Raw genomic sequence first — 21,922 nt, 5'->3', positions numbered from 1 at the left:
GCCAGCAACGGAGTGCCCTGTGACCGCATTCGGCGATCCTGCAGACGCGATCATCATCGGTGCCGGCGTTGTCGGCTGCGCAATGGCGCGCCGCCTTGCGCTTGAGGGTGCTGCTGTCATCGTTCTGGAACGAGCGCCGGACATTCTGTCCGGCGCATCGAAAGCCAACAGCGCCATCCTGCATACCGGCTTCGACGCGCCGCCCGACAGTGTCGAATTGGAATGCATGCAAGCAGGATATGACGAGTACATGGAAATCCGCGGCGGCTTCAATCTGCCAGTGTTGGAAACCGGGGCAATGGTCGCGGCATGGGACGGCAGCGAGGAGGAACGCTTGCCCGAATTGCTGGATCAGGCACTGTTGAACGGCGTTGCGGACGCCAGGCTGCTCAGCCGTGCCGAAGTGCTTTCCCGCGAGCCGGCGTTGGCCGCCCATGTGCGTGCAGCGTTGCTGGTGCCGCGGGAGGTGATTATCGACCCATGGTCGGCACCGCTTGCCTATGCAACGCAGGCAAAAGCGCTGGGTGCCCGGTTTCATTTCAATGCGGGACTGCAATCGGCTGATTTCGATGGCGGGATATGGCATCTGAACACGCAGGCAGGCGCAATGACCGCTCGTAGCGTCATCAACTGCGCGGGCATTCAAGGTGACCGCATCGAGCAGATGCTGCTCGGCGAAGCGCAGTTCGAGATTCGTCCCCGCAAGGGACAGTTCGTCGTCTTCGACAAGGCGGCCGCCAGGCATCTGCGCACCATCCTCCTGCCGGTACCGACAGCCCGCACCAAGGGTGTGGTGTTGACGCGGACGATATTCGGCAATCTGCTGGTCGGCCCGACGGCAGAAGAGCAGGAGGATCGCGAACGCCCCGACGTGACACGGCCGGAACTTGAGATGCTGATCGCCAAGGCCGTGGAGCTCGTGCCGGCGCTGGCAGAGGCGCAGGTGACCGCGGTCTATGCCGGGCTGCGGCCGGCTTCGGAAGAAAAGCATTACCGTGTCCACAGTTTGCCCGAGAAGGGCTATTACTGCGCCGGGGGCATACGCTCCACCGGATTGACCGCAGCTCTGGGTATTGCCCGTCACGTTCAGGCGCTCTGGTCCCAAAGCCAGACTGTCAGCGGCAGTCGTCCGGCAGAAACGCCGATCGATCCATTGCCCAATCTGGCCGAACACCTCACGCGCGACTGGCAGATGCCCGGACATGACGGCATCGTCTGTCATTGCGAAATGGTGACGGGCCGGGAAATCGACGCGGCGCTGGCAAGTCCATTGCCGCCGGGCGATTTCGGCGGGCTCAGGCGGCGAACGCGCTGCGCCATGGGGCGTTGTCAGGGTTTCAACTGCCTCGCCCGTCTGGCAAGCCTGTCCGAGGGCAGGTTGTCCGTGCCGCTTGTGCCGGAGGCGGCGCGATGAGCGAAAACACATATGATGTCGCCATCGTCGGCGGCGGTCCGACGGGCCTTTCTGCAGCCACGGAACTCAAGCGAATGGGTGTGGCGCGGGTCGTCATCCTGGAACGAAGCGCCGAGGCCGGCGGCATTCCCCGACATTGCGGGCATCCCCCGTTCGGCCTACGCGAATTCGCCCGTATCCTGACAGGTCCGGCCTATGCCCACCGGCTGGTGAACACGGCGAACGAGGCCGGCGTCACCATCCTGACGAAACACACCGTTGTCGGCACTGGCCCCGGTGGCATTCTGACGGTCGCCAGCCCCGATGGCATTCTGACGCTTCAGGCCACCATCATCCTGATCGCCACGGGAGCGCGGGAGGCTACCCGCGCGCAGTTGCTGGTGCCTGGCCTGCGCCCGTCGGGCGTGATGAATACCGCTGCGCTTCAGGCTTTCATTTATCAGGAGCACCGCGTGCCGTTTCGCCGCCCCATCATCGTTGGCAGCGAACTGGTGTCTCTGTCGGCCATCCTCACCTGTCGAAGCCACGGGATCCGTCCGGTCGCGATGGTCGAAAGCCAACCGCTGCCACAGGCGCGGCGTTCCTTTTTCGCAATGCCGTATCTGCTAAGCGTGCCCCTCATGACCGGTACCGAAATCCTTGCCATCGAAGGCAGTCCGCGGGTGACCTCCGTGCATGTACGGCGGCAGGGCGGAGCGGAAACAGTGCTCGACTGCGACGGTGTGATTTTGTCCGGTCGTTTCGTGGCAGAGGCGGCGCTTGCCGAGGCGAGCGGGCTTGCGCTGGACCGGGGAACCGGAGGGCCTGCTATCGATCAGCATGGGCGAAGCTCCGACCCCCATATATTCGCAGCCGGAAACGTCGTTCATCCGATCGAGACGGCCGGCCACTGCTGGGCCGAAGGACGCCGCGTCGCCCGCGCCATTGCCGCCGAACTCAAGGCCCCGGCAAGAGCGGAACGCAGTGAAGGACGCGGGCGTAACGTCATTGCGGGCAAGGGATTGAAATATGTCGTGCCGCAACGCCTGACGGCAAAAGGCGTGGGTGCTGCACCCGCTCTCAATCTGCGGGCGGACGGCGCTGCACGCGGGCGATTGGTCCTGTCCGATGCCAGTGGCACGCCGTTGCGCGAGATGCGCATCGATGCAGCGCCGCAACAGCCGATCCGCTTTTCCCTTGCGGGACTCGACCTTGCCGCCGACAGCAACGATCTTAAGCTGAGATTGGAGCCCAAGGCATGAGCGTTTTTCTGGCCCTTGATCAGGGCACGACCTCGACACGCGCTTTGCGGGTGAATGGCGATGGTGCGGCCAGCATCGTCTTTTCAGCCGCCCACCAACAATATTTTTCCGGCACGGACCGGGTGGAACATGACCCCGAGGAATTGCTGGCCAATCTCCGTGCAGCGCTGGCAGCGGCCGGGAATGTAACTGCGATCGGCTTGTCCAACCAGGGCGAAAGCTGCCTTGCCTGGGACGCGATCGACGGCAGACCACTGTCTCCGGTCATTGTCTGGCAGGATCGGCGAACGACCGCCGAGATCGCCGCACTCTCGCACGCGCAAGTGCAGATCATGGCTCTGTCCGGCCTGCCTCTCAGCCCTTATTTTTCAGCAGCCAAATTGGCCTGGCTGCTGGAGAACAACGATGACGTCAAGGCCGCGCGAAAGGCTGGAAGGCTGATGCTCGGCACCACCGATGCGTTCTTCCTGCAGCGGTTGACCGGGCGCGCCGCCACCGACATCACCACCGCCTCGCGCACAGCACTGATGAACATCGTGACCGGGCAATGGGACGCCACGCTTTGTGACCTTTTCGGCGTGCCGATGGAATGCCTGCCGCCCATTCTCCCGACAGTCGGTGATTTCGGCAGCATCGACGGCACCGCGCTGACGGCGTCGGTGGTCGATCAGCAGGCGGCGCTTTATGGTCATGGCTGCAGGGTGGCGGGCGATACCAAGATCACCTTTGGCACCGGCGCATTCGCCCTGTCGCTGACCGGTTCGCATTTGCGCATGGATAGCCAGAACGGCCTGCTGCCTACCGTGGCATGGTCGATCGGCGGTGAAACGAGCTATGCCACCGATGGCGGAGTGCATGCCGCCGGCGCCGCCATCGACTGGGCTCAACGGATCGGACTTCTGGATGATCCTATGGAGTTGAACGCGTTCGAGGCCGGGCCAGCCATCGACCGCGGGCTCGCCTTCGTGCCTGCCCTGGCGGGGCTGGGTAGCCCGCATTGGGATGACAGTGCGGCAGGGCTCTTCATCGGCATGACGGTCGCGACGACGCGACAGGACATGCAACAGGCCCTGATCGAGGGCATTGCGCTGCGCGCCAGCGAAATCGTCGCGGCCATGGGCCTGGAGGCACCCGTAACACGGATATCGGTCGATGGCGGCGTCAGCCGTTCGCGTTACCTATGCCAGTTCCTCGCTGATACGACCGGCTGCACGGTGGTCATCCCGAGTATCGATGAACTGACAGCCTATGGCACGGCGCAACTGGCTGCCTGCGCGCTCGGCGAGACCCCGCCAACACCACAGCCCGCGGAAGCAATCTCGCCAAATCCGTGTGACGGAAAATTGCGGCTTGGCCGGTTTTTGCAGGCTGTGGACAGGGCCAGAGGCTGGCACCTGGGCCCTGTCGACTAGCTCCGGGACTTTGCGGCCCGATTTCCCGCAATTGGTCTTTCAGCTCACTTCACGGTTCCGGCCGGCAAGGCCTCAAGCGTGGCGTTCAGTGCGCGACCAAAGCGTTCGAGAAGATCGTCCACTTCGCTCTCGGTGATGATCAACGGCGGGCAGAAGGCCAGAGCATCGCCCATGTTGCGGCTGATCACGCCAGCGCTTTGCAACTGGGCGTTGGCAAGGCCTCCGAGCTTCCCCGGCGCATCCAGCCCCTTCTTTGCCGCCTTGTCAGTCACGAGCTCGACGGCCGCGATCAGGCCGACACCGCGGACTTCGCCGACCAGCGGATGTGCTTCGAGCGCCTTCAATCCGTTGCGCAGACGCTCGCCGACATGGGCGGCGTGGGCCACAAGATTTTCCTCTTCAATGATGCGGATCGTCTCCAGCGCCACCGCCGATGCCACCGGGTGGCCGCCACCGGTATAGCCGTGGCCGAGCGTACCGATGCGGTCGCTTTCGGCCATGATCGGTTCGAAAACCTTGTCGTTGATCAGCAGGGCCGATGACGGAAGGTAGGACGACGACATCTGCTTCGACAAGGTCATGATGTCAGGCTGAATGTCGAAGGTCTGGCTTCCGAACATGTTTCCGGTGCGTCCGAAGCCGCAGATGACCTCGTCGGCGACGAGCAGGATGTCATATTTCCGCAGGATGGCCTGGACTTTTTCCCAGTAGCCGCGGGCCGGAACGACGACGCCGCCGGCGCCCTGGACGGGCTCACCGAAGAATGCGGCAATCGTCTCCGGTCCCTCGCGCAGGATTGTCTGTTCGAGCTCGTCGGCAAGGCGGGTTGCAAATTGCTCCTCGGTCTCGCCTGGCTGGCCCTCCCGCCAATAGTGGGGGCATGTCAGGCGCAGGACGTTGGGGACGATGAGATCGAAGGATGTATGGTTCGCAGGCAGGCTGGTCAATGCCGACGAGGCAATCGTCACGCCGTGGTAGGCGCGGTTGCGGACGATGATCTTCTTGCGTTGTGGTTCGCCGAGCGCGTTCGCGCGATACCAGATCAGCTTGATGGCGGTGTCGATCGCCTCCGAACCCGAATTGGTGAAGAACGCCTTGCTCATCGGCACCGGTGCCATGTTGACCAGCTTGTCCGCCAGCTCGATGACAGGGCCATGGGATCTGTGCGTGAAGTTGTGATAGTAAGGCAGCTTCTGCATTTGCCGGGTCGCCGCATCGACCAGACGCTGTTCGCTAAATCCGAGCCCGACACTCCAAAGGCCGGCCATGGCTTCGATGTAGCGATTTCCCTGGTTATCGAAGACGTGAATGCCTTCGCCGCGCTCGATGACGGTCGGGCCGACTTCGAGATGTCGTTTGGCATTCGTGTAGCTGTGAAGGTGAAACGCCTTATCCCGCGCCTCGATCGAATTTGGCAAAGCTGTCATTTCATCGTCCTTTTGTCTGATGTATGGCCGGATGCCGTCTGTCCTTGCGAGATCTCAGGGCTGTCCTGCTCGACGCGGCATTCAGGCGATCGTGAATTTGGTCCGGATCGGCAGCAATCGAGCGACGCGTGGGGGCGGATCGCCGGGTTTAGACATGCTGCCCGCCATTGATGTGGATTTCGGCGCCGTTGATGTAGGCGGATGCATCGCTGCACAGGAAGTGGATCGTCTCGGCAACTTCCCGCGGGGTGCCAAGTCTCTTCATCGGCACGGTTGACTCCACCAGCAGATCGGTACCCGGAGAAAGGATCGAGGTCGCGATTTCGCCGGGCGCGATGGCATTTGCACGAACGCCGTGTGAGCCGAACTCATGGGCGATCTCTCGTGTCAACGCCGCAAGGCCGGCCTTCGAGGCGGCATAGGCAACGCCGGCAAATGGATGCACCCGGGAGCCCGCGATAGAGGTCACGTTGACGATTGATCCCTGCGCTGCTTCAAGTTCAGGCAGCAAGGCTCGCGCGAGCAACGCAATCGAGACCAGATTGACATTAAGGACCGTCGTCCAGGTTTGCGCGTCGGAACCGACCACACCCAGACGCGCGCCGTCGGGGCCTTTCGGTGAAATTCCAGCATTGTTCACCAATGCATGCAAGGGCGCGCCGTCCAAGCGCTCGCGGACGTCGGCGACAAGCTTGTCGATCTGCGAGAGATCGGCCAGATCAGCCTGGATATGGCTTTCCCGGGCTGACGGCCAGCGGCACTCCTCGGAGAATGGCTGCCGGGACACCGTCAGAACGCGCCAGCCTTTCTCGAGGAACAGCTTTACCGTGGCATGTCCTATTCCGCGGCTGGCCCCTGTCAGTAGCATATAGTGTTGTGTCATCGGCGGCCTCTTTCGGATGCCTGAAGTATCAAATGTCTGAACGACGTTTCGCTCGCTACCAGTCGATAAAGGTGTCGGCGTTTGACGCTGCCGGGCCAGATTTTCTTGCGTGTGTGATTGCGTTCCATCAGCTTTGCGCAGGCTTTGCCAGCGCCTTGTCCGGCCAGAACCGTACGCCCGGACGGGCCAATCCGCCACCGAGCGCGGCGACGGTGCCGTCGGCGCGCCAGCAGGCGGCACCCGTCATCGTCTCGCCGAAGGCAATCGCATTCATTCCGCCGCCGATATGCGGCATCACCCGGACATCGTGGCCCAGTTCTTCGAGTGCTGCCTGCTGTGGTGCGTAAGCCTGCTCGATTTCGACCTCCTGGCCCTGCGTCCAGATGCGAGGCGCTTCCACAGCCTGTTGCAGGCTCATCTTGTGATCGACGAGGTTGACGATCGCCTGCATGGTCGACGGAAAGATCCGCAGGCCGCCCGGCAGGCCGAGCGCATACACCGGCGCACCATCCTTCATCAGGATCATCGGGGCCATCGATGTCGGCACCCGCTTTCCGGGGACGACCGATAGCGCGTGGCCAGGATGCGGGTCGAAGTTGCTCATGTAGTTGTTGGGGATGATGCCGGTGCCCGGCACAGCCAAGCGGGCGCCGAAAAGCCCGTTGATCGTGTGGGTAGCGCTGACGATGTTGCCGTCCCTATCAGCGATGGTGATATGGGTGGTGTCGTGACTTTCATAGCCCGGCGCATAGGGTGCCGGCAGGCTCGCAACCTGGCGGATCTGCGCTCGGCATTCGGCGGCATAGGCCTTTGAGGTCAGCCGTTCGACCGGCACATCGACAAAGGCCGGGTCGCCTGAATGGGCACGCCGGTCGGCAAAGGCGATGCGGATGACTTCGGCCAGAAGATGCAGCGATGCGGGGGTGCCAAAGCCCATGCCGGCGATGTCATAGGCTTCCAGCATGTTCAGCATTTGCGTGACATGCACACCGGAAGAGGCTGGCGGGGGTGGCCCTGCAATCTCGAAACCGCGATAGCTGCCGATAATCGGCTTGCGCTCGATCGGGCGGTAGGCGCGCAGGTCGTCCTGCGTGACCCAGCCGGCATCGTCGCCGCCGGTCTGCATGCGTGCCGCCAGAGCAGCACCCAGTGCGCCGCCGTGAAGCGCTGCCGCTCCCTCGCGCTGGATCAATCGCAGGCTCTCGGCGTAATCGCCCATCACCAGGCGATCTCCCGGTGCAGGTGCCGCGCCGCCGGGCATCAGAATGCCGGCGATTTCGGCGTCCTGCGACAGCTCGCCTGCGGCCTCGCCAATGGCACCCGAGAGGTAATGGGTCACTGCAAAGCCGCGTGCCGCCAGCCGGATCGCCGGTTCGACGACATCGGCAAATGGCAGCTTGCCGTACCGCGCCTGCATGTCGCACCAGCCCGCCAGATTGCCGGGCACGGCCACGGAGGATGCGCCGATAATGTTGCGCCGGCCCTTGGCGTCCATATAACGCGCCGGTTCATCCGAAACCGGTTCATAGATCTCGGGATGCATTGTTGCTGCCGCCGCCGATAGCGCGTCGATCACCACATGCCGCCCATCGGCCAGCCGTATGTGCGAAAGACCGCCGCCGGCGATGCCGACCATCATCGGCTCGACCACGGTCAATGCCAAGAGAGAGGCGACGGCGGCATCGACCGCGTTGCCGCCCGCCGACAGGATTTCGAACCCGGCTGCCGAGCCCAGGGGATGGTTGGTGACCACCATGCCACCCGCGCCGCTGGCCGGGGATTTCTCGCAGGTGAAGGGAAGCGCAGCAGGGGTCATGTCGGATCTCAATTTAGGATGCACGGCAGTGGAGGCAGGTTAACCGGGGCACTGTGCCCCGGCCATAGAGAGCATGGATCAGAGGAGCTTTGCCAGAACTTTAGCGGTGGCGCCCGAGAGATCACCGAGTTTAACCCCGGTTTCGCGAACGCTCGCTTCGCGCGCCTTGCCGCGGATCTGCGTGTCGATGGCTTTCTGTGCCTCCGCTGCCACTTCGTCGGGTGACAGAACGATCACGCCGCTTTCATCTGCCAGAACCGCGTCGCCCGGCATGACCACTGTATTGCCGACCGAGACCGGCACGTTGATGGCACCGCCGAGATCATAGATCCGGGTGGTGATCGGCGAGATGCCGCGGCACCACATCGGGAAATCGGACTGGACGATTTCTTCAAGATCGGTGCAGGGGCCGTCAACCACGGCGCCCACCGCACCTGCCGCTTTCGCGCCGACGGTCACGCCACCACCCCAGCAGGCATAGCGGTCGTCGTGCAGTCGATCGACGATGACGAAGTCGCCTGGGCGGATCAGGCTCAGCAGATGGTGCAGCAGGGTGGAATCAGGGCCGGGGATGGCGATGGTGACGGCGGTGCCGACGACCCGGCGACCCGGGATCAGCGGCTGGATCTGCCGGTGGAGAAAGCCGAAATGCCGCCAGTGGCCGAGCGTCGCGGTTTCGACCTGTGCCAGGAGGTCCAGGTCTTCCTTGGCGATCTGTGCGGGCATCGGATTGATTTTATAGCTCATTTTCGGCTCCAATCTGTGAAGTGAAGAGTTAGCGGCCAAAGGCCTTGGCAAAGCCGATGCTACGTTCGACAACGAGCACGATGGCAAGCGAGAGGGTGATCATCAGCACCGCCAGGACGGCGACCATCGGATCGGTCCGTTCATCGACATAGCGGTAGAGGGCAACCGGCAAAGTCTGCAGCCGTGGCCCGACGATGAAGAGCGACAGCACGATCTCGTCGAAGGACAGGATGAGCGCGATGGCGCTTGAGGCGATCACACCGGGTGTCAGCCTTGGCAGGGTGATTTGCATGAAGACCTGCAACGGACGTGCGCCCAGCGTCATCGCTGCCTCATCGACATCCGTGCCGAGATTGCTCAGTGTCGTCTGCAGGATGCGGATGCTGAAGGGAAGCGTCATGACCAGATGGGCCAGTACCAGCCCGGGATAGGTGGCAACGAGGCCCGCCGGGGTGAAGACCATGAGGATACCCAGGCCTAGCATCATCGCGGGCAGGATCAGCGGTGCGATCACAAGGCTTCGGATCAGGTTGCGGCCCGGAAAATCGAGACGCACCAGCGCATAGGCAGCCGGCAGGCCAAGGGCGAGGCTGAGGAAGGCGACGATCACCGCAATCAACGCGCTGTTGCGGAACCCCTGCATGAAGCTGGTGTTGCCAAGCACGGCTCCATACCATTTGAGGCTCCATCCCGAGGGCGGGAACGACAGATAGCTGTCGGCGCTGAACGAAATGACCAGGATCATCGCCATCGGCATGAAGACGATGCAGAAGACCAGGGTGACATAGGTGCGGGAGAGCCCGGAGAGGAACCTCGTCATGTCTCAATTCCTCCGCGTCAGCAATCGAAGAACGAGGCCTGCCAGCCCCATCGCAATGACAAAAAACGCCAGCATGAGAAAGGAAAGTGCGGCTGCTGTCGGCCAGTCGAGCGTGACCAGGGCAAGGTCGTAGACCTCGGTCGCCAGCAGGAACACCCGGCCGCCGCCAAGCAGGGACGGAGTGATGAACGAGGAAACGCAAAGCACGAAGCCGATCGTCAATCCGGCCAGGATTGCCGGCAGGCTGAGCGGCAGGGTGACATGCCAGAATACCTTCTGTGGCGGTGCGCCGAGCGACATCGCCGCGTCGTCCAGTCGCCTGTCCAGCTTGCCAAGCCCGGCAGCGATGGTGAGGAACATATAAGGCATAATGCTCTCGGACAGGCCGATGATGACGCCCGAATAGTTGTTGACCATATGCAGCGGTTCGGACGTCAACCCCAAGATCCGCAACAGATGGTTGACCGGACCGGCATCTCCAAGCGTCACCAGCCAGCCGAAGGATCGAACCACCGCGGAGATCAGCAGCGGCGATGCGGCAAGCACCGTCAGCGGGGTGCGCCAGCGCGACGTCATCCGCGAAAGCGTCAGCGCCATCGGATAGGCGAGCAGAAGAGCCACCACAGAACAGGTGGCTGACACACGCAGGGTCCGGCCCAGAAGCTCGAGATAATAGTTGTCCTGCAGGATGCCGATATAGGTCTGCAGGCTGATGGCCTTGGTAATTGCGCCAAAATCCGAGATGTTCAGCGACATGCGGAACAGCCACAGGATCGGGGCAACGAAGGAGATGGCCAGCACGATCAGAACCGGGCTGAGAAGCAGCCATGGGGTCAATCGTGTGCTGGTGCCGGGAACGGTAAAGCGGTTCATGCGGCGAAGATCCGCATATCGGTCGGCCGCCAGCTGAGCGCGACTTCGGCGCCCGGTTGGGCAAGCTGTGCCTCGTCGCTGCCGGGGCGAAGTTCTGCGACCAGGGTTTGGTTGTCGCCGAGTTGCAACTCCACTTCGATGAGGCTGCCGACGAAAACGTTGCGGACCACGCGCGCCGTCAGCCCGCCATCCGGTTTCGAGAGCCGGATGGCATGGGGGCGGATCAACGCGGAAAGCCTGGCACCGTCAAGAGAACCATGGGGCAGATCTTCTGCGCGTGGTGCGGGGAGGGGCCGACCGTGATGGCTAAGTTGCGGCGTACCTGCGACGTGAGTGAGGGTGGCCGGGACGCTGTTGGCACGCCCGATGAAATTCGCCACGAAAGGTGTCGCTGCCTGATCGTAGACTTCGACGGGTGTTCCGATCTGTTCGAGCTTGCCGCCATTCATCACCGCGATCCGGTCGCACATGGTCAGTGCTTCCTGCTGGTCATGGGTGACGAACAATGTCGTGATGCCCGTGCGGGTCTGAATATCGCGAATCTCAAAGCGCATCTCGTCGCGCAGCCGGGCATCGAGGTTCGACAGTGGCTCGTCGAGCAGCAGAATTTCCGGCTCGATGACGATGGCGCGGGCAATGGCGACACGCTGTTGCTGGCCGCCGGATAGCTCGGCGGGACGACGGTTGCCGAACCCCTCAAGCCGCACTGCCCGCAAGGCGTCGGCGACACGGGAGGCAGTTTCATCCTTGCCGGTTTTGCGCAGGCGCAACCCGAACGCAACGTTCTGCGCCACCGTCATGTGGGGAAACAGGGCGTAGGATTGGAACACCAGGCCGAGATTGCGTTCCCACGGCGGACGCGACACGATGTCCTGTCCGCCGATGATGATCTGCCCTGATGTCGGGGCGAGAAGCCCTGCGAACATTCGAAGCGTGGTGGATTTGCCGCAGCCGGACGGACCCAGAAGCCCTATGAACTCGCCCTTTGCGATGTCGAAAGACAAGGAGTCCACAGCCGGGCGTTCACCGCCATAGTCGAAGGTAAGCTGGTCGATCCGGATATGGGCTGTCGGTGACGAGAGGTTCATGGGTCCGTCCTGCCAGTTCACTTGCCGGCCGAGATGATCTGTCGCTTCCAGATCTGGTTCCACTCGTCGGACTTTGTTGCTGCCCAAGCCCAATCGAGTGGCAGCGTCTTGTCCAACTGGCCGGCCACGGTGCGGGCGGTGGCCTCCGGGCTTACCTTGGCCTTGGCATTGACCGGCGCGTAGAACATCGCCTCCGTGAATGCGGCCTGCGCCTCTGGCGACAGCGCGTAGTTGATGAAGGCCTTTGCGGCAGCAGGGTTCTTGGAGCCCTTGACCAGATTGATGGTATTGATCTGCAGGATGGTGCCTTCCTTTGGCAGCATCACGCCGATCTTGTTGCCGGATTGATCGGCATAATACTGGCTGCGCGCGTTCCAGCCGGTACCGAGCACATCGGTGCCGTTGATAACGAGGGTGTAGACATCGGGCTTGGGGTCGAAGGTCTGTACACCCGGTGCCATCTCGGCCAGCTTGGCGGCCGACTGCTTGACCGACTTGGTGTAGTCTTCCTTCAGCATGGCCGAGGTCATCACCATCAGGCCGGAGCCGAGAATGGAGGGCATCGATGTCACAGCCATCTTGCCTGCATAGGCCTTGTCCCAGAGCACCTCGAGGGACGTGGGGGCCGTCGGGAAAGCTTGCGTGTTGTAGACGACAACAAGGTTGTCGAAGGTCACGGCCGGGCCATACCCTTCCTTGACCGTTGCCTGTGGCACCAGATCGGCAAGGTTCGGCACGTCTGCCGTGCTCAGCGGCGCCAGCAACTCTTCCTTGTCGCCGATCAACGAGGTGGAGACGTCGAAGATCACCACGTCGGTCTGCGGGTCACCAGCCTGCGAGCGCAGGTTACCCAGCATCGTCGAAGAAGCGTTGGAGGCGAAATAGTTCACCTTCACGTTGGGGTATTTCGCGATGAAGGGCTTGATCACCGCCTCTTCATATTTGTCCTGAAAGACCCCTGAATAGGCAGCGAGGGTGATCTCGCCCGAGACATCGGAGGATTGCGCCTGCGCGGTGGTCGAGAGCAGCGCTGCGAAGATGACGGCGGGAAGAAGACGTGTAATCATCAACATGTTCTCCTGACGGGTGAAATGGCCCGATTGTCGAGGTGGCTGCCAGGATGGCAGGCGGCACGGTAAGGCGTGGATCTGGCAGGTCCTTCAGCGTCCGAATGGCCGGGGCGACAGAATGGACGCGTTTCAAATATCCATTGCCACCCGATGCAACGATCTCGTGCCATCAAAGTCCAATCGAATTTTCTTAAGTGTTACATCAGAAAAATTTTGAACAAAGTTTGGCTAAATTTCAGCCGAAAATTTCGCTAATGAGCTGAAATTTAAGCATTTAAGAAAACGAAAATCCTCCGGACATGCAAACGCCCGGAGGATCTGGAGGGATTAGTAAAGTAAAATTTATCGGGCTAGTAGCCGCGCTTGGCGTCCGCGAGATCGGCGACTGTGCCGGTTTCGTGGAAGGTTCGAATGTTCTTGGCGACGATCTTGCTGCCCGTCGGCGCGTCGATCAGCGAGGCGACATGCGGGGTGATGGTGATCTTCGGGTTGGTCCAGAACGGATGTGACGTCGGCAGCGGCTCGGCATGGAATACATCGAGCGTGGCCCCGCTGATCTGCCCGGAATTCAGGGCCTCGACAAGATCGCTGTCGACCAGATGCGGACCACGAGCGGCGTTTATGACGCTGGCGCCGCGTTTGAGGCGGTTGAAGGTATCGGCATTGAGAATGCCCCGGGTGCTTTCGGTCAGCGGCAGCAGGCAGACAAGGATTTCCGTGCCTTCCAGAAAGGCTCCGAAGCCCTCTGCACCGGAGTAGCATTTTATGCCAGGCAGATCCTTCGGGGACCGCGACCAGCCGCTGACCTGAAAGCCGATCTGCGATAGCAGATCGGCGGCGACAGCGCCCAGATTTCCAAGCCCCATCACGCCGACCCGTCGCTGGGTAGCGGGAGGCACGACGATCTGCTCCCAGATCTGGCGCATCTGATTGGCCTGGATGGCCGGCAACTCGCGGTGATGGCGCAGAACATGCAAAGCCACATACTCTTTCATCCGTTGCGTCAGGTCGGTCCCGACGGTGCGGATGATCGGGACGTGCAATGGCAGTTCCTCGTCTGCCAGCACATGGTCGATGCCGGCTCCGAGCGACACGATCGCCTTCAGATTCTTGAAAGGCTTCATCGCGCCGGTGGCGGGGCGCCACAGCACGGAATAGGTGATCGCATCCGGATCCGGCACCTTGTTGATCGGATAGATGTTCCAATCCGGCATCAAATCACGCAGCATCTGGCACCACCATTCGGTCTTGTCTTCGGCGGGCAGGGAAACGGCAATGTTCATGGAGCTTCCTCAATTGGCTCATGCATCCTAATGTAGGTCCCATTCACAGCAGGATAGGCGTGATGGTCAAAGTAAAAATTCCTGTGTCTCTCATAGAAAATTTTTATGTAGATTTTTCGCAGCGTTGCTCTAGGCTCCCCTTATGAATTTCAAGCAGTTGGAAGCCTTCTACTGGCTCACTCGTCTCAAGAGCTATCAGCGCGTCGCCGATCATATTGGTCTGACACAACCGGCTGTTTCGGCACGGATATCAGGATTGGAGGAGAGCTTCGGCATTCCCCTGATCGATCGCGCGCAGGCCGATTTCACCCTGACGGAACAGGGCTATGAGGTTGCCGAATATGCGGAGACTTTTCTCAATCTCAGTGAGACGCTGACCAGCCGTCTGAAAGCGAAACAAAAGAGACGTTATACGATTGGCGTCGTTTCTATGGTCACCCAGACCTGGGCGATCACGCTGCGCCACAAGATCGCCAACCTGCCCGACCCGCCGCTGGTCGATTTTTATTCCGGCTCCAATCTCGAACTCAGGCCGATGGTCAAATCCGGTGCCCTGGACATGGCGTTCGTAACGGGCGAAGCGGGCCTGCCGCAAATCTTGGATAGTTTCTCTGTTCTGTACCATGTCGGCTGGGTCGCCCGCCCGGATGTCGTCGGTGAGATCACCCGGCCATTGACGCCCGATGAACTGCGCGAACTGCCGCTGGTGCTCTACCCCCACACGTCCCCGCTGTTCGGGCCTGTGGCCGATCTGATCGAAGAAACCAAGCGTCGACCGAATTCCCGGCATACCGGCAACTCGCTGGCGACAATCTGCGAGATGGTCAAAGCGGGCTACGGTGCTTCGGCGATGCCTCTGGTGTCGCTTGAGCCTGAGATCTCCACCGGCATGCTGGTCGAAATCCCCACCACGGTCCAGCTTGCACCACTGGACATTCGTTGCGTGCATCAAAACCGGGCGCGCAAGGCGCAGACCGAACAGATATTCCAGCTCGCCCGGCAGGCAGCCGAAGAATGGGCCGCGGCTCATCCGCGTTATGTCAGCTTTCGGGCGACCTGAATTTATTCCGGGAGTGCGGCACCAGCAGGTGCCGCACCTTGGTTGCAGAACTCAGGCGGCGAAGCGCTTGGAAACATGATCGCGGATGAAGCCGGCACCGATCTTGACCAGGCGATCGGTGAGCGCTGCCCCGGTTTCAGCCGAGCAGTAGACAGGGTCGCCGCCCCACACGCCATGCGGCGCCGTTTCCATCGCCTCGATCGGCGCCTGCAGGCGGGCGCCGGCATATTTCAGCGCTGCAAAACCTGCCACATCGACGCCCATCGCCTTCTGCCCCTTCGGCGGTGCTTTCGCCAGATCCATGCGCAGGATTTCGGGGTAGTAGTGCAGGCCGACCGACGTTAGCGGATCGCCGCCATGACCGGAGGATTTGGCTGCGGCTTCAGGGCCGAGGATCTCCTTCAGCAGTTCATAGCTGATCTGCCATAGGTACATCGAAGCCACGAACATGCCGTTGGTCTGGCGCCATTTCAGCGAGACATCGTTGATTGCGCCGACATTGCCGCCATGACCGTTGATCACCATCACCTTGGTCAGTCCGTGGCGGGCGAGGCAGGCGAACATGTCGTCGAGCAGGGCAACGAGGGTCGACTGGCTGAGGGATATGCCACCATGCGACGAGGCGAAATAGTCGGCGCCGCCAAACGGGATGACCGGGGCGATGAAGGTTGGGATGCCTTCGGCGCGTGCGGCGCGGGCAATGTCGAGCGCCACGGCTTCAGCAGCCAGATAATCGCCCATCGGCGCGTGGGTGCCCTGATCCTCGAGGGAACCCATGGGCAGTAGGATGACGGCGTCATCGTTCAGGAACTGGCGCGCTTCTTCGCTGGTCAGTTCGGCGATCTTGATCTTGTCGGTCAGCATGTTTGGATCCTTACAGAATGTCATGTCGAAGACAGGCCGACTGGTGCTGATCGCCGACCGTTTGCAACGGCGGGACGGTTTCAGCACAGGCGGGCTGGGCATAGGGACAACGGCTGCGAAAAATACAGCCGGAGGGAAGGGCGAGCGGCGAGGGGATCTCGCCGGTCAGGCGGATGCGGCGGTTTTCGCGGTGCAGGCTGGGCTCAGCCGAAACCAGCGCCGCGGTGTAGGGATGCTTTGGAGTGAAATGCACTTTGTCGGCGGGACCAACTTCCATCACCCGGCCGAGATAGAGCACCATCACCCGGTCCGAGATGTAGCGCACGACCGAGAGGTCATGGCTGATGAACAGCAGCGAAACCCCTGTCTTGGCGCGCAGATCGGCCAGCAGGTTCAGCACCTGCGCCTGAATGGAGACATCGAGCGCCGACACTGCTTCATCGCAGACGATGAAGCTCGGCTCGACTGCCAGCGCGCGGGCAATGCCGATGCGCTGACGCTGTCCGCCGGAAAATTCGTGCGGCCGCCGGTCGAGGAAGCTTGGATCGAGTCCGACCAGATTGACGAGTTCGATCAGGCGCGGCCCGCGGGCAGGGCCTTTGTGCAGTCCGTGCGCATCGAGCGCTTCCGACAGGACCGCGCGGATCGTCTTGCGCGGATCGAGGCTGGCATAGGGGTCCTGGAAGATGATCTGCATCTCCTTGCGCAGATCGCGCAACCGGGCGGGCGAGATGGTGTTCAGATCCTGTCCGTCGAAGCGCATAACGTCGCTCTTGGATTCGATCAGACGCAGGATGGCCCGGCCGATCGTGCTCTTTCCGGAGCCGCTTTCGCCGACGAGGCCCAGCACTTCTCCTGACGCGACGCTGAAGCTTACATCATGCAGAACTTTCAGCGTCTTCCGGGAGAAAAGGCCGCTTCGTCCGAGTGAGTAGCTCTTCTTGAGGTTCTGGACTTCCAGAAGTGGAGCGGGGTTCATGCGGCCTCCGTCTGTGTGTTCATGAGGCCGCCCGGCGCCTCCGGTGCGCGCAGACAGCGCACGGCGCGCTCACCATCGGGGCTGGGATAGAGCGCCGGCCGGATTTCTGCACAGTCCGACATTGCGATCGGACAGCGGTCGCGGAAGGCACAGCCCGAGGGGCGGGCGGAGGGAAGTGGTGGCGTGCCCGATATCGCCGGCAGCCGGTCGCCTCCGGTGGAATGCAGTTCTTCATGCGAGGAGGGCATGCTGTCTATGAGCGCGCGCGTATAGGGATGATGCGGATCACGCAGGATCTGCTCGGCTGGGCCTTCCTCGACGATCTGGCCGGAATACATCACTGCCACGCGGTCGGCGATATCGGCGACGATCCCGAGATTGTGACTGATGAACAGCAGGCTAAGCCCGTTTGCCTGATCCTGCCGCAGGCTGTGCAGCAGTTCGATGATCTCGGCCTGGATCGTCACGTCGAGCGCGGTCGTTGGCTCGTCGGCAATCAGCAGGCGCGGTTCGCAGGCCAATGCCATGCCGATCATGACGCGCTGGCGCATCCCGCCCGACATCTGATCCGGGTAGCTGTCGATCCGCCGTTCGGCGTCGTTCATGCCCACACGCTGCAGCAACGCGACTGCATGTTTGCGGGCGTCGGCCTTCGACATCGGGCGATGCGCGAGAATGGCCTCGATCATCTGGTCGCTGATCTTGTGGATCGGATTGAGCGAGGTCATCGGCTCCTGAAAGATCATGGCAATGTCGTTGCCGCGGATTTCTTCGAGCGTACGGGCATCGAGGTAACCCAGATCGACAACATCACCGGTTTTGCGCCGCAGCTGCAGCGTCCCGGACGCCTGCCGGATGGCGCCGGGCAGAAGGCCCATCAGCGCCAGCGAGGAGAGCGATTTGCCCGAGCCGCTTTCGCCGACAAGGGCTGTGCATTGATTGGCGCGCAGCGTCAGCGAGACGTCCTCGATCACCGCTACTGGCGCTCCGAACCGCGCCGTCTCAAGCCTGAGATTGCTGATTGCGGCGACCACCTCGGGATCTCGGATCGTCGGGGAGTCTGCCAGAGCGAGCGGCAACGAAACTTCATCCATGCCGCTGCCGGTGGCTCCCTTGGGGTCCAGTGTGTCGCGCAGGCGGTCGCAGAAGAAGTTGATCGCATAGATCGTCAGCACCAGTGCCGCGCAGGGGATCATGATGCCGAGCGGGTCCTGGTTCATGAACTGGCGTGCGCCGCGGATCATCTGGCCCCAGGACGGTGCAGGCGGCACCACGCCGAGGCCGAGAAACGACAGGCCGCTTTCGATGGTGATCGCCGCGGCTGCCGTCAATGAATACTGCACTGATAGTGGCCCGGCGATGTTCGGCAGGATCGTGCCGAGCACGATGCGGCGCGATGGCGTGCCAAGTGCGCGGGAGGCCTCCACGAAATCGAGCGAGGTAACGCGCAGCGCTTCAGAGAAGGCAATGCGGGCAAATGTCGGGAAATAAAGCACGGATAGCACCGCCACCAGCGTGCCCGCCCCAGGCCCGAACAGGGTAACGACCAGCAATGCCAGCAGGATCGGCGGAAAGCAGAGCACAATATCGGATAGTCGGGTTGTGACAAACTCCGACGGACCGCGAAAATAGGCGCCGACCAGGCCGAAAAGCGTGCCGACGATGCAGGCGATGGTGGTCGCGACGAAAGCAACCATCAATGACACCTGGCCGCCATACAGCACCCGGGCCAGCCGATCGCGACCGAACTCGTCACGCCCGAGCCAATGCGCCAGATCCGGAGTGGCCAGCCGGTAGCGCACGCCGATCTTGATGGGATCTTCCGCGGTGATCAGCGGAGCGGCGAAGGGAATGATGATCAATGCGGCGAGCAGCAGGCTTGGCAGGATCATGCGCTTGGGAATGCGGGGAAATGAAATCATTGCAGACGGATCCTCGGATCAAGCAGCGAGGACAGGATATCGATCACCATATTGATGCCGATGAAGATGGCGGCGACGGTGAGGATAACGGCACGGACGGTGGGGTAATCCCGCTGCTCGACGGCCGAAACCAGGAGCCCGCTCAGCCCAGGCCAGTTGTAGACGAATTCGACGAGGACGGTCGATCCGAGAAGAATGCCAAGCTGCAGGCCGACCACGGTAATGATCGGTCCCAGCGCATTGTACAGAATGTGGCGACGCACCACCTGCTTGCGGCGCAGGCCCTTGGCGACAGCCGTGCGCACCCAGTCATGACCGCGCATCTCCAGCACGCTGGCGCGGGTCATGCGAAAGACGATCGTGGCGAGATGCAGGCCGACGGTCAGCGACGGCAGGATCAGCATCTGCAGGTGTTCCACAGGATTGGCCGCAAGCGCGACATAGCCACCGGCCGGCAGCCAGCCCAGCAACTGCGCAAAGAAATAGATGAACAGCGTGCCGACGACGAAGCCCGGCACGGAGGTCAGGAGCGCATTCACCGCCGATGCCGCGATGTCGAACTTGCCGCCGGCCCGCAAACCTGCCGCCGTGCCCGCCGGAATCGCCAGTAGCAGCGCGAGGATCGCCCCGACCACGATGATCTCCAGCGTGCGCGGCAGGCGTAGCGCAATGGCGGACGAAATCGAGCCGTTATCGACGATCGATGTACCGAAATCCAGCCGCGCGGTATTGAAGATAAAGGTCGCGTACTGGACCATGATGGGCTGATCCAGGCCCATATTCGCCCGGAGATTGGCAATGGCCTCCGGGGTCGCCGAACCGCCGCCGGTCGATAACAACAGTTCGGCCGGGTCGCCCGGCACGATAATCAGGAGCGAGAAGATGATTGTGCCGATAACCAGCAGCATGGCAGCGGCAGCCGCCATGCGACGAGAGATGAAGGCCAGCATGCAGTGCTCCTATGCGAGTTTGGTCTCGTCGAGCGCGTAGCCTGATGAACCGCTGAGGAATCCGGGAAGCTGTTCGAAGCCTTCCACCGATTGTTTCATCGCATAGGCCTGTATCCGCCAGTTCAACGGAACCTGCGGCACTTCTTCGTAATAGGCGACGACCAGCTGCTGATAGATCGTCTTGCGCTTGGCGGGATCGACTTCGTTGCGACCCTGTTCCAGGAGCCCATCGATGCGGGCACTCTTGAAACCAAATGATTGCAGGTAGGAGGGGTTGCCGGAATACAGCAACGACCAGAGCGCATCGGGATCGTTGTAGTTGCCCGACGTGCCGTGAACGGCGATGTTGTATTTGCCTTCCTTGCCAGCATTGACGCGTGTACCCCAATCGGGCAGATCAAGCGTGGCATTGATGCCGATCGCTGCGAGATACGCCTGAACCACGGATGCCGTGTCCTGGTGCATGCCGTAGGTGGCTGTTGCCAGCAGGCGGCACTCGAACCCGTTCGGATAGCCGGCCTCTGCCAGCAACGCCTTGGCCTTATCGACGTCATACTTCCATTCATGCGCCGGATCGGCCAGATCGAATGGAGAGCCCTGCGGGTTCGGCAGGCCGTAAAGTGGCACTCCGCGTCCAGCAAAGGCGGCATCGACTACATCCTGCCGCTCGATGGCATATCCTACCGCCTGGCGGACCTTGGCATTGGCGAATGGGCCTTCGGTGACGTTGAACAGCAGGAACATGAACGGCCCGAGCGTGGTCTTCATCTTCAGGGTTTTCGAAGCCTCGACCGCATCGAACTGGGTCCAGGGCAGGTACTCGATCAGATCGACGTCGCCCGCCTCCAGCGCTGCATAGCGAAGATTTTCGTCGGCATAGGCGATAAAGCGGATGCCATCGACATTGGGCTGATCCGACAGGTAGTAGTCCTTGAAACGCGCCACCTCGATATAGACGCCTTTCTCGCTGCCCTTCATCGTGAACGGCCCGGCACCGATCGCGGCGCCATCGGTGCTTTTCTTTGAAATCACCGGGCAGCAATAGCTGGCCATCAGGTCAAGAAAGACGGCACTTGGTGCTTTCAGCGAAATTTTCACGGTCTTGTCGTCCACCGCCTCGACTGCGGTGATGATCTTCAGGTCGCTTTTCAGATAGGCAGTCGAGCCTTCTTTGGTGATTTCGTTCAGCGAGTAGACCACGTCGGTAGCCGTGACCGGGCTGCCGTCATGGAACACGGCGTTCGGGCGAAGTTTGAATACGGCAGTGGTCGGATTGCTCCAGGTCACGTTTTCGGCGAGTTCCGAGACCAGCTTGCCGGCCGCGTCATAGCCCATCAGTCCGCGGTACAGCATCAGCTTGACCGTATTGGCAGCGCCCCCTGTATTGTCGAAAGGCTTGATCGTCGGTGGGAACGTCGAGAGGCCGAATTTCAGCACGGCGCCGGCTGTCTGGGCGCGGGTGCCATTCGGCAATGCGAGTGCGACAGCGCCGGCGCCCAGGCTGATCAATACTCTGCGTCTTGTGGCGTTGTAGTCTCGGGAAGCGGAAGATGTCACAGATGCCTCAAATTTGTTGGAGGGGAAATGCGGCTTGGGTCCGTTGGGGGACAGTCCAGCGTCGTTGCAGCCCGCTGTCCAATCGAAAATATTTTGATGTCAGATAGATTTCTTTGCCATTCCAACGGCTGGTGGGCGTGCCTGATATTTTGGCAATTGATTTATATGCATAAATCATAGCCAGGGCCGCGTCGCCGGCAAGCGAAATAGCCCGTGATCGCCCGGTGCAATTGACGGATTTTTCACTATCCAGGTGTGGTCCAAGGCCGCGCGTGAGCTGCTGCAGCCAAACAAACGCCATGCGGGCACTCCGCAGACGGGTACGGAAAGGTTGCTTTGCTTGCTGTAAGATCTACCTAAAGTGGCCGTTCAGCGCCGCGCGCTGGCGCATGCCGCCCGATAGTTCGGTCGGGTAGGGACGGGCTGAACCTTTCGGCTGGACCGCCTCAATCACCCCGTCGGCGACCGCCGCGCATTCAGCCTTCGGCAGTTCTTCAAGCTTGGTCCGAACATGAT

Annotated in this window: 19 protein-coding genes; 4 read left to right on the top strand and 15 right to left on the bottom strand. The window is 61.7% G+C overall.

Translation table 11 applies throughout. The annotated features are described in order from the left end of the window. The first annotated feature begins 19 nt into the window (after positions 1-19). The 3 genes from GVL52_RS02815 to GVL52_RS02805 are packed head-to-tail and all read left to right on the top strand — an operon-like array spanning position 20 to position 4,067. Entirely contained in the window at positions 20-1,414 is a 1,395-nt protein-coding gene (locus GVL52_RS02815; protein ID WP_280179087.1) for an NAD(P)/FAD-dependent oxidoreductase, read from the top strand. Then, a complete protein-coding gene (locus GVL52_RS02810; RefSeq protein ID WP_160003841.1) occupies positions 1,411-2,655 on the top strand; it encodes an NAD(P)/FAD-dependent oxidoreductase in 1,245 nt (414 codons plus the stop codon). The genes GVL52_RS02815 and GVL52_RS02810 overlap by 4 nt, the downstream gene beginning before the upstream one ends. Further along, positions 2,652-4,067, top strand: a complete 1,416-nt coding sequence (locus tag GVL52_RS02805; RefSeq protein WP_160003840.1) for an FGGY family carbohydrate kinase — start codon at positions 2,652-2,654, stop codon at positions 4,065-4,067. The genes GVL52_RS02810 and GVL52_RS02805 overlap by 4 nt, the downstream gene beginning before the upstream one ends. A 44-nt stretch (positions 4,068-4,111) precedes the next feature. On the opposite strand, the gene GVL52_RS02800 is transcribed toward GVL52_RS02805, so the two are convergent. The 9 genes from GVL52_RS02800 to GVL52_RS02760 form a co-directional block, all read right to left on the bottom strand. Beyond that, positions 4,112-5,494 (bottom strand): aspartate aminotransferase family protein, encoded by a 1,383-nt coding sequence (locus GVL52_RS02800; protein ID WP_160003839.1) that lies wholly within the window; start codon positions 5,492-5,494, stop codon positions 4,112-4,114. Positions 5,495-5,642: 148 nt separating this feature from the next. Continuing rightward, on the bottom strand, positions 5,643-6,377 hold the full coding sequence (locus tag GVL52_RS02795; RefSeq protein ID WP_160003838.1) for an SDR family NAD(P)-dependent oxidoreductase: 735 nt from the start codon (positions 6,375-6,377) through the stop codon (positions 5,643-5,645). Positions 6,378-6,504: 127 nt separating this feature from the next. Then, positions 6,505-8,193 (bottom strand): gamma-glutamyltransferase, encoded by a 1,689-nt coding sequence (gene ggt / locus GVL52_RS02790; RefSeq protein ID WP_160003837.1) that lies wholly within the window; start codon positions 8,191-8,193, stop codon positions 6,505-6,507. A 78-nt stretch (positions 8,194-8,271) separates the two neighbouring features. After that, a complete protein-coding gene (locus GVL52_RS02785) occupies positions 8,272-8,940 on the bottom strand; it encodes an RraA family protein (RefSeq protein WP_160003836.1) in 669 nt (222 codons plus the stop codon). A gap of 28 nt (positions 8,941-8,968) precedes the next feature. Further along, the gene (locus GVL52_RS02780; protein ID WP_160003834.1) at positions 8,969-9,760 is read right to left on the bottom strand and encodes an ABC transporter permease; all 792 of its coding nucleotides are present in this window, start codon (positions 9,758-9,760) and stop codon (positions 8,969-8,971) included. 3 nt (positions 9,761-9,763) lie between these two features. Then, entirely contained in the window at positions 9,764-10,633 is an 870-nt protein-coding gene (locus GVL52_RS02775; RefSeq protein ID WP_160003832.1) for an ABC transporter permease, read from the bottom strand. Continuing rightward, entirely contained in the window at positions 10,630-11,721 is a 1,092-nt protein-coding gene (locus GVL52_RS02770) for an ABC transporter ATP-binding protein (protein ID WP_160003993.1), read from the bottom strand. The genes GVL52_RS02775 and GVL52_RS02770 overlap by 4 nt, the downstream gene beginning before the upstream one ends. 17 nt (positions 11,722-11,738) lie before the next feature. Beyond that, entirely contained in the window at positions 11,739-12,788 is a 1,050-nt protein-coding gene (locus tag GVL52_RS02765) for an ABC transporter substrate-binding protein (protein WP_160003830.1), read from the bottom strand. A 353-nt stretch (positions 12,789-13,141) separates the two neighbouring features. Continuing rightward, a complete protein-coding gene (locus GVL52_RS02760; RefSeq protein ID WP_160003828.1) occupies positions 13,142-14,074 on the bottom strand; it encodes a glyoxylate/hydroxypyruvate reductase A in 933 nt (310 codons plus the stop codon). Positions 14,075-14,216: 142 nt separating this feature from the next. Between GVL52_RS02760 and GVL52_RS02755 the strand changes: the two genes are divergently transcribed. Then, on the top strand, positions 14,217-15,134 hold the full coding sequence (locus GVL52_RS02755) for a LysR family transcriptional regulator (protein ID WP_160003827.1): 918 nt from the start codon (positions 14,217-14,219) through the stop codon (positions 15,132-15,134). 51 nt (positions 15,135-15,185) lie between these two features. Here the strand turns inward: GVL52_RS02755 and GVL52_RS02750 are convergent, their stop codons facing one another. The 6 genes from GVL52_RS02750 to GVL52_RS02725 are packed head-to-tail and all read right to left on the bottom strand — an operon-like array spanning position 15,186 to position 21,707. Beyond that, positions 15,186-15,998, bottom strand: a complete 813-nt coding sequence (locus tag GVL52_RS02750; protein ID WP_160003825.1) for a creatininase family protein — start codon at positions 15,996-15,998, stop codon at positions 15,186-15,188. A 10-nt stretch (positions 15,999-16,008) separates the two neighbouring features. After that, positions 16,009-16,977: an ABC transporter ATP-binding protein gene (locus GVL52_RS02745; RefSeq protein ID WP_160003823.1), complete on the bottom strand. Its 969-nt coding sequence runs from the start codon at positions 16,975-16,977 to the stop codon at positions 16,009-16,011. Further along, complete coding sequence (locus GVL52_RS02740) at positions 16,974-18,899, bottom strand: dipeptide/oligopeptide/nickel ABC transporter permease/ATP-binding protein (RefSeq protein WP_160003821.1); 1,926 nt, start codon at positions 18,897-18,899, stop codon at positions 16,974-16,976. The genes GVL52_RS02745 and GVL52_RS02740 overlap by 4 nt, the downstream gene beginning before the upstream one ends. Next, positions 18,896-19,849: an ABC transporter permease gene (locus tag GVL52_RS02735; RefSeq protein WP_160003819.1), complete on the bottom strand. Its 954-nt coding sequence runs from the start codon at positions 19,847-19,849 to the stop codon at positions 18,896-18,898. Before GVL52_RS02735 ends, GVL52_RS02740 begins: the two co-directional genes overlap by 4 nt. A gap of 9 nt (positions 19,850-19,858) precedes the next feature. Beyond that, complete coding sequence (locus GVL52_RS02730; RefSeq protein ID WP_244619074.1) at positions 19,859-21,358, bottom strand: ABC transporter substrate-binding protein; 1,500 nt, start codon at positions 21,356-21,358, stop codon at positions 19,859-19,861. 55 nt (positions 21,359-21,413) lie between these two features. Next, positions 21,414-21,707: a hypothetical protein gene (locus GVL52_RS02725; protein ID WP_160003815.1), complete on the bottom strand. Its 294-nt coding sequence runs from the start codon at positions 21,705-21,707 to the stop codon at positions 21,414-21,416. Positions 21,708-21,922 lie beyond the last annotated feature (215 nt).

The organism is Rhizobium sp. 18055 (assembly GCF_902706285.1).
GTDB lineage: Bacteria > Pseudomonadota > Alphaproteobacteria > Rhizobiales > Rhizobiaceae > Rhizobium.
This window is presented reverse-complemented; position numbering and strand designations above follow the sequence as displayed.

What these genes read in the sequence shown, in the direction of transcription:
- GVL52_RS02810 (WP_160003841.1), top strand. Translation starts at nt 1,411, where the DNA reads ATGAGCGAAAACACATATGATGTCGCCATCGTCGGCGGCGGTCCGACG.
- GVL52_RS02805 (WP_160003840.1), top strand. Translation starts at nt 2,652, where the DNA reads ATGAGCGTTTTTCTGGCCCTTGATCAGGGCACGACCTCGACACGCGCT.
- GVL52_RS02800 (WP_160003839.1), bottom strand. Translation starts at nt 5,494, where the DNA reads ATGACAGCTTTGCCAAATTCGATCGAGGCGCGGGATAAGGCGTTTCAC.
- GVL52_RS02795 (WP_160003838.1), bottom strand. Translation starts at nt 6,377, where the DNA reads ATGACACAACACTATATGCTACTGACAGGGGCCAGCCGCGGAATAGGA.
- ggt (WP_160003837.1), bottom strand. Translation starts at nt 8,193, where the DNA reads ATGACCCCTGCTGCGCTTCCCTTCACCTGCGAGAAATCCCCGGCCAGC.
- GVL52_RS02785 (WP_160003836.1), bottom strand. Translation starts at nt 8,940, where the DNA reads ATGAGCTATAAAATCAATCCGATGCCCGCACAGATCGCCAAGGAAGAC.
- GVL52_RS02780 (WP_160003834.1), bottom strand. Translation starts at nt 9,760, where the DNA reads ATGACGAGGTTCCTCTCCGGGCTCTCCCGCACCTATGTCACCCTGGTC.
- GVL52_RS02775 (WP_160003832.1), bottom strand. Translation starts at nt 10,633, where the DNA reads ATGAACCGCTTTACCGTTCCCGGCACCAGCACACGATTGACCCCATGG.
- GVL52_RS02770 (WP_160003993.1), bottom strand. Translation starts at nt 11,721, where the DNA reads ATGAACCTCTCGTCACCGACAGCCCATATCCGGATCGACCAGCTTACC.
- GVL52_RS02765 (WP_160003830.1), bottom strand. Translation starts at nt 12,788, where the DNA reads ATGATTACACGTCTTCTTCCCGCCGTCATCTTCGCAGCGCTGCTCTCG.
- GVL52_RS02760 (WP_160003828.1), bottom strand. Translation starts at nt 14,074, where the DNA reads ATGAACATTGCCGTTTCCCTGCCCGCCGAAGACAAGACCGAATGGTGG.
- GVL52_RS02755 (WP_160003827.1), top strand. Translation starts at nt 14,217, where the DNA reads ATGAATTTCAAGCAGTTGGAAGCCTTCTACTGGCTCACTCGTCTCAAG.
- GVL52_RS02750 (WP_160003825.1), bottom strand. Translation starts at nt 15,998, where the DNA reads ATGCTGACCGACAAGATCAAGATCGCCGAACTGACCAGCGAAGAAGCG.
- GVL52_RS02745 (WP_160003823.1), bottom strand. Translation starts at nt 16,977, where the DNA reads ATGAACCCCGCTCCACTTCTGGAAGTCCAGAACCTCAAGAAGAGCTAC.
- GVL52_RS02740 (WP_160003821.1), bottom strand. Translation starts at nt 18,899, where the DNA reads ATGATTTCATTTCCCCGCATTCCCAAGCGCATGATCCTGCCAAGCCTG.
- GVL52_RS02735 (WP_160003819.1), bottom strand. Translation starts at nt 19,849, where the DNA reads ATGCTGGCCTTCATCTCTCGTCGCATGGCGGCTGCCGCTGCCATGCTG.
- GVL52_RS02725 (WP_160003815.1), bottom strand. Translation starts at nt 21,707, where the DNA reads ATGGCGTTTGTTTGGCTGCAGCAGCTCACGCGCGGCCTTGGACCACAC.